The following is a 6,000-nucleotide window of genomic DNA, read 5'->3' as shown; positions in this document are numbered from 1 at the left end:
GTGCTGAAGCACCAAGTGAATCGGTTCCGTACTATTTGTACTGTCTGCGGCTTCGTCGCCTTGTCCTGATTTAAATTTAATCCACTATAACACAAAAATGCCGTCTGAAATGTTTCAGACGGCATTTCGGCAGTTTTTAACCGGTCAGTTGTTTGGTGATCAGTTTCTTCAGCGGCGGGAAATTGTTGCTGGCACGCAATACCAAGCCGCGCAACAGTTTTGCCGGTGCGGTTTCATTGGTAAACAGTTTCAGCATCATATTGGTTCCGTGATAAAGCGGCTGGGCATGCAGCATATGTTTGTTACTGTATTTTTCCAGTAATGAAGATGCACCGATGTCTTGACCGCGCTGTTCGGCTTCGATAATCAGTTTGGCCAGAATATCTGCGCTGGAAAGCCCCAAGTTGAAACCGTGTGCGGTAACGGGGTGCATACCGACGGCGGCATCGCCGATCAGCGCGCTGCGTTTGCCGTAGAAACGTTTGGCAATCATGCCGACAAGGGGGTAATGGTGGATGCTGCTGACCAGTTCCATATCGCCGAGCCTGCCCTTGAGCTGTTCTTTTACGCTTGCCGCCAATTCTTCGGGCGAAAGGTTTTGAACGCTGTTGATTTTATCGGTATCGACGGTAATGACGGTATTGGTCAGGTGTTCTTCCAAGGGCAGCAGGGCAATGGTGCGCCCGTAATGGAAGCATTCGTAAGCAGTGTGCTGGTTGGAAAGAGTATGTTTCATGCGGCAGACGAACATGGTTCGGCTGTAGTCGTGCATATCTGAAGAAATACCGAGTTGTCGGCGGGTTTGTGAGAAACGGCTGTCTGCTGCCAAAAGGAGGCGTGCAGTCAGGATTTTGCCGTTTTCCAAAATGACTTGCGCTTCATTATCAGATGTTTTGACTTCTTTAACGGCTGTATCGGTCAGAATGCTGACATTGTCGAGTTGTGATACGACTTCATAGGCAGCGCGTCGGATATTGTGGTTGGAAATCAAATAACCCAAGCAGTCGGCAGGCTCGCCGCGCGCTTCGGTTGGTTGAGGGAAGTGGAGCTGGTAGTCGGAACGTCCGTTCAGCACTTTGGCATCGCGCAAAGGGTAGATTTCGTTTTCGGGAATTTTGTCCCACATACCCAAACGCTGCATGATTTCGCGGGAAAAATGGGTCAGGGCGATTTCGCGTCCGTCATATGGAGGATTTTGCAGAACAGTCAGTGGGCTGCGTTCGATCAGGGTAACTTTCAAACCGCTGCCGGCAAGTTCGGCTGCAAAACTTAAACCCGCCGGGCCTGCGCCGGCGACGAGGATGTCGCTGTGTAAACTCATAAAATATCCTTTGCATAGGCGGATGCCGATGATTTCAGACGGCATTTGTAAGGGTTTGAATGCCGTTTGAACTATCTGTAACAGATAGGCGATTATATCAAAACCCACTGTTGAAGAAATATGCAGGGGAGGGTGTATGCGGATTTTTACTTTCAGCTTAATGTGTATCAAATCGGGTGTGGGGTATGTATAGTGGATTAAATTTAAACCAGTACGGCGTTGCCTCGCCTTGCCGTACTATTTGTACTGTCTGCGGCTTCGTCGCCTTGTCCTGATTTAAATTTAATCCACTATAAAAAGCCGCATCGTGAAAAGATGCGGCTTCAGGTATCGGTTGGATTATTCTTCAGAACCGGTGTAAGGACGGATGCTGACAGTTTTACGGTTCAGCGCGCCTTTGGTTTTGAATTCGACATAACCGTCAACTTTGGCGAACAAAGTGTGGTCTTTGCCCATGCCTACGTTGTCGCCTGCGTGGAATTTGGTACCGCGTTGGCGTACGATGATGGAACCTGCGGGAATCAGCTCGTTGCCGTAGGCTTTAACGCCCAAGCGTTTGGCTTCTGAATCGCGACCGTTGCGGGTGCTGCCGCCTGCTTTTTTACTTGCCATTTGTAATGCTCCTAAGTTTTAAGGTTAGGCGATTGCCACGATTTCGATTTGGGTGAAATTTTGGCGGTGGCCTTGGCGTTTTTGGTAGTGTTTGCGGCGGCGCATTTTGAAGATGCGGACTTTTTCGCCACGACCGTGTGCCACTACTTTAGCCGTTACTTTTGCACCTTCGATAAAGGGTGCGCCAACTTTTACAGATTCGCCGTCAGCAATCATCAAAACTTCGGTCAGTTCGATTTGGCTGTCGAGTTCGGCTGGTATCTGTTCTACTTTCAATTTTTCGCCGACGGAAACTTTATACTGTTTGCCGCCGGTTTTTACGACCGCGTACATACTCAACTCCATAAGGGTTATGGTTAATATCCGCACACCATTGTGCGAAGCTTGGCATTGTATTGTTATTTGCCTGTTTTGTCAAAGTTTGCGCGGTTCGGATAACCATATGCCGTCTGAAAAGATGTACCCTGATGGCTTTGCTGATATAATTGCCCGCTATTTGAATCAGCTTTCAAGCGGTATCTGCCGTTTGACGGAAACGTAAACCTGAGAGTCTGCCATGCTCGAGAATCTGCCCTATTTCCAGCGACATCTGCCTGAAGACCTTGCCAAAGTCAATGAAGTCATCAACCGTGCGGTGCAATCCGATGTCGCACTGATTTCGCAAATCGGTACATATATCATCAGCGCGGGCGGCAAACGCCTGCGTCCGATTATGACGATTTTGGCGGGTAAGGCGGTCGGTTATGATGACGAGAAACTGTATTCGCTGGCGGCGATGGTCGAGTTTATCCACACTTCCACCCTCCTGCACGACGATGTCGTCGATGAAAGCGATTTGCGCCGTGGGCGGGCAACGGCAAACAATCTGTTCGGCAACGCGGCGGCGGTTTTGGTGGGCGACTTTTTATACACGCGCGCCTTTCAACTGATGGTTGCCTCGGGCAGTATGCGCGTTTTGGAAGTGATGGCGGATGCAACCAACATTATTGCCGAGGGCGAGGTCATGCAGCTGATGAACATCGGCAATACGGATATTACCGAAGAGCAATACGTCCAAGTTATCCAATATAAAACGGCAAAATTGTTTGAAGCGGCGGCGCAGGTCGGTGCAATTTTGGGCAATGCCCCTCCCGAATACGAGCAGGCGTTGAAAGATTACGGTATGTATGTCGGTACGGCATTCCAAATTATTGACGATGTGCTGGATTATTCGGGGGAAACCGAAGAAACCGGCAAAAACGTCGGCGACGATTTGGCAGAAGGAAAACCGACCCTGCCTTTAATTTATCTGATGCGTCAGGGTTCCGAACAGGTTGCGAACGATGTGCGTACTGCTTTGGAAAATGCAGATCGCAGCTATTTTGAGAAAATCCACGATTATGTCGTCCGTTCGGATGCTTTGGCATATTCAATAGGCGAGGCGCGCAAAGCAGTCGATTGTGCCGTTGCCGCCTTGGATGCCCTGCCCGACAGCGAAGTGAAGGATGCCATGATTCAGCTGGCGAAGGAATCTTTGGTCAGGGTGTCGTAACCGATGAATTTCAGTTTTGTTCCCCTGTTTCTGGTTACGCTGATTCTGTTGGGTGTGGTCAGCAACAACAATTCGATTACCATCTCGGCAACCATATTGCTGCTGATGCAGCAGACGGCATTGGTACAGTTTGTCCCGTTGGTCGAGAAGCACGGATTGAATCTCGGTATCATTCTTTTGACCATAGGGGTTTTGAGTCCGTTGGTTTCAGGAAAGGCGCAGGTTCCTCCTGTTGCCGAATTTTTGAATTTTAAAATGATATCCGCCGTTTTTATCGGTATTTTCGTGGCTTGGCTGGCGGGACGCGGCGTGCCTTTGATGGGACAGCAGCCGGTATTGGTAACGGGCTTGCTGATCGGTACGGTCATCGGGGTGGCATTTATGGGCGGTATCCCTGTCGGGCCGTTGATTGCTGCCGGCATCTTGTCTTTTGTTGCCGGAAAGGTTTAAAATCTCCCTTTTCATTTCGGCTCGCCATAGTTCAACGGATAGAACGTATGCCTCCTAAGCGTAAAATACAGGTTCGATTCCTGTTGGCGAGGTTTGACGATTTGCATTTGTCTGTTTCTCGTGTTGCGGGAAGTTTCCGATATAAGGCCTTTCAGTGTTGGAAGGCTTTTTTGCCATCTGAAAACTTTTTCTTCCTGCTTGAAAAACCGACCTTTAGGACGGTAGAATCATGAAATGATTTTCAGGTTCCGTAAAAGATGTTCCGGCTTGGAAATCTGTTGTTTTATGATATAGTGGATTAAATTTAAATCAGGACAAGGCGAGGCAACGCCGTACTGGTTTAAATTTAATCCACTATAAAAGCTGTACAGGTATAACAATGAATAAATTTGGGGATAAGGTCGTATGAGCGTAGGTTTGCTGAGGATTCTGGTTCAAAACCAGGTGGTTACTGTTGAGCAGGCCGAGCATTACTACAAGGAGTCGCAGGCGGGTAAGGAAGTGTTGCCGATGCTGTTTTCAGACGGCGTCATTTCGCCCAAGTCGCTTGCGACATTGATTGCAAGGGTGTTCAGTTATTCGGTTTTCGATTTGCGCTACTATCCGCGCCATAGGGTGTTAATGGGTATATTGACGGAGGAGCAGATGGTGGAGTTCCACTGTGTGCCGGTTTTCCGTCGGGGCAACAAAGTATTTTTTGCGGTTTCCGATCCGACCCAGATGCCGCAAATTCAGAAAACCGTTTCTGCCGCAGGGATTGCGGTTGAGTTGGTCATTGTCGAGGATGACCAGTTGGCGGGTTTGCTCGATTGGGTGGGTTCGCGTTCGACATCGCTGCTTCAGGAGCTTGGAGAGGAGCAGGAGGAAGAGGAAAGCCACACCCTGTATATCGACAATGAGGAGGCTGAGGACGGCCCTGTTCCGAGGTTTATCCATAAAACTTTGTCTGATGCCTTGCGCAGCGGGGCATCGGACATTCATTTTGAGTTTTACGAACACAATGCCCGTATCCGCTTCCGTGTGGACGGGCAGCTCCGCGAGGTGGTTCAGCCGCCCATTGCGGTAAGGGGGCAGCTTGCTTCCCGGATTAAGGTGATGTCGCGTTTGGACATTTCCGAAAAACGGATACCGCAGGACGGCAGGATGCAGCTGACCTTTCAAAAGGGCGGCAAGCCTATCGATTTCCGTGTCAGCACATTGCCGACGCTGTTTGGCGAAAAGGTCGTGATGCGGATTTTGAATTCCGATGCTGCGTCTTTGAACATCGACCAGCTCGGTTTTGAGCCGTTTCAGAAAAAATTGTTGTTGGAAGCGATTCACCGTCCTTACGGGATGGTGCTGGTAACCGGTCCGACGGGTTCGGGTAAGACGGTGTCGCTCTATACCTGTTTGAATATTTTGAATACGGAGTCGGTAAATATTGCAACGGCGGAAGACCCTGCCGAGATTAACCTGCCAGGCATCAATCAGGTTAACGTCAATGAGAAGCAGGGGCTGACTTTTGCAGCTGCTTTGAAGTCTTTCCTGCGTCAGGATCCGGACATCATTATGGTCGGTGAGATTCGTGATTTGGAAACTGCCGATATTGCGATTAAGGCGGCACAAACAGGGCATATGGTGTTTTCCACCCTGCACACCAATAATGCGCCGGCGACGTTGTCGCGTATGCTGAATATGGGTGTCGCGCCGTTTAATATTGCCAGTTCGGTCAGCCTGATTATGGCGCAGCGTCTTTTACGCAGGCTGTGTTCGAGCTGCAAACAGGAAGTGGAACGTCCGTCTGCCTCTGCTTTGAAGGAAGTCGGTTTCACCGATGAGGATCTTGCAAAAGATTGGAAACTTTACCGCGCCGTCGGTTGCGACCGTTGCCGGGGGCAGGGTTATAAGGGGCGTGCGGGCGTGTATGAGGTTATGCCCATCAGCGAAGAAATGCAGCGTGTGATTATGAACAACGGTACGGAAGTGGATATTTTGGACGTTGCCTATAAGGAGGGTATGGTGGATTTGCGCCGGGCCGGTTTGTTGAAAGTTATGCAGGGCATTACTTCATTGGAAGAGGTAACGGCAAATACCAACGATTAGGTTT

General features: G+C 49.6%; 6 protein-coding genes, 1 tRNA gene and 1 pseudogene. 4 read left to right on the top strand and 4 right to left on the bottom strand.

What is annotated here, in order from left to right:
• Nucleotides 1-136: 136 nt before the first annotated feature.
• From ubiM to rplU, 4 genes and pseudogenes are all read right to left on the bottom strand, one after another.
• Nucleotides 137-1,321: a 5-demethoxyubiquinol-8 5-hydroxylase UbiM gene (ubiM, locus tag Q9J79_RS08340; RefSeq protein WP_301912105.1), complete on the bottom strand. Its 1,185-nt coding sequence runs from the start codon at nt 1,319-1,321 to the stop codon at nt 137-139.
• Nucleotides 1,322-1,484: 163 nt separating this feature from the next.
• Nucleotides 1,485-1,616 (bottom strand): annotated as a pseudogene (locus Q9J79_RS10470) (IS5/IS1182 family transposase); the annotation flags it as partial.
• 44 nt (nt 1,617-1,660) lie between these two features.
• The gene (rpmA, locus tag Q9J79_RS08335) at nt 1,661-1,933 is read right to left on the bottom strand and encodes a 50S ribosomal protein L27 (RefSeq protein ID WP_002212328.1); all 273 of its coding nucleotides are present in this window, start codon (nt 1,931-1,933) and stop codon (nt 1,661-1,663) included.
• Between the two features lie 24 nt (nt 1,934-1,957).
• Nucleotides 1,958-2,266 (bottom strand): 50S ribosomal protein L21, encoded by a 309-nt coding sequence (gene rplU / locus Q9J79_RS08330; protein WP_002216394.1) that lies wholly within the window; start codon nt 2,264-2,266, stop codon nt 1,958-1,960.
• A 223-nt stretch (nt 2,267-2,489) separates the two neighbouring features.
• On the opposite strand from rplU, the gene ispB reads away from it, so the two are divergent.
• The 4 genes from ispB (at nt 2,490) to pilB (ending at nt 5,996) form a co-directional block, all read left to right on the top strand.
• Nucleotides 2,490-3,464, top strand: a complete 975-nt coding sequence (gene ispB / locus Q9J79_RS08325) for an octaprenyl diphosphate synthase (protein ID WP_301912104.1) — start codon at nt 2,490-2,492, stop codon at nt 3,462-3,464.
• Nucleotides 3,465-3,467: 3 nt separating this feature from the next.
• Complete coding sequence (locus Q9J79_RS08320) at nt 3,468-3,914, top strand: DUF441 domain-containing protein (protein ID WP_301666924.1); 447 nt, start codon at nt 3,468-3,470, stop codon at nt 3,912-3,914.
• Between the two features lie 20 nt (nt 3,915-3,934).
• A tRNA-Arg gene (locus tag Q9J79_RS08315) sits at nt 3,935-4,006 on the top strand.
• 313 nt (nt 4,007-4,319) lie between these two features.
• On the top strand, nt 4,320-5,996 hold the full coding sequence (pilB, locus tag Q9J79_RS08310; RefSeq protein WP_301912103.1) for a type IV-A pilus assembly ATPase PilB: 1,677 nt from the start codon (nt 4,320-4,322) through the stop codon (nt 5,994-5,996).
• The last annotated feature ends 4 nt before the right edge of the window (nt 5,997-6,000 follow it).

The sequence above is a fragment of the Neisseria viridiae genome, assembly GCF_962747995.1.
Classification (GTDB): domain Bacteria; phylum Pseudomonadota; class Gammaproteobacteria; order Burkholderiales; family Neisseriaceae; genus Neisseria; species Neisseria viridiae.
The sequence above is the reverse complement of the archived record's forward strand: the minus strand, read 5'-3'. Positions and strand labels throughout refer to the sequence as shown.

What these genes read in the sequence shown, in the direction of transcription:
- ubiM (WP_301912105.1), bottom strand. Translation starts at nt 1,321, where the DNA reads ATGAGTTTACACAGCGACATCCTCGTCGCCGGCGCAGGCCCGGCGGGT.
- rpmA (WP_002212328.1), bottom strand. Translation starts at nt 1,933, where the DNA reads ATGGCAAGTAAAAAAGCAGGCGGCAGCACCCGCAACGGTCGCGATTCA.
- rplU (WP_002216394.1), bottom strand. Translation starts at nt 2,266, where the DNA reads ATGTACGCGGTCGTAAAAACCGGCGGCAAACAGTATAAAGTTTCCGTC.
- ispB (WP_301912104.1), top strand. Translation starts at nt 2,490, where the DNA reads ATGCTCGAGAATCTGCCCTATTTCCAGCGACATCTGCCTGAAGACCTT.
- Q9J79_RS08320 (WP_301666924.1), top strand. Translation starts at nt 3,468, where the DNA reads ATGAATTTCAGTTTTGTTCCCCTGTTTCTGGTTACGCTGATTCTGTTG.
- pilB (WP_301912103.1), top strand. Translation starts at nt 4,320, where the DNA reads ATGAGCGTAGGTTTGCTGAGGATTCTGGTTCAAAACCAGGTGGTTACT.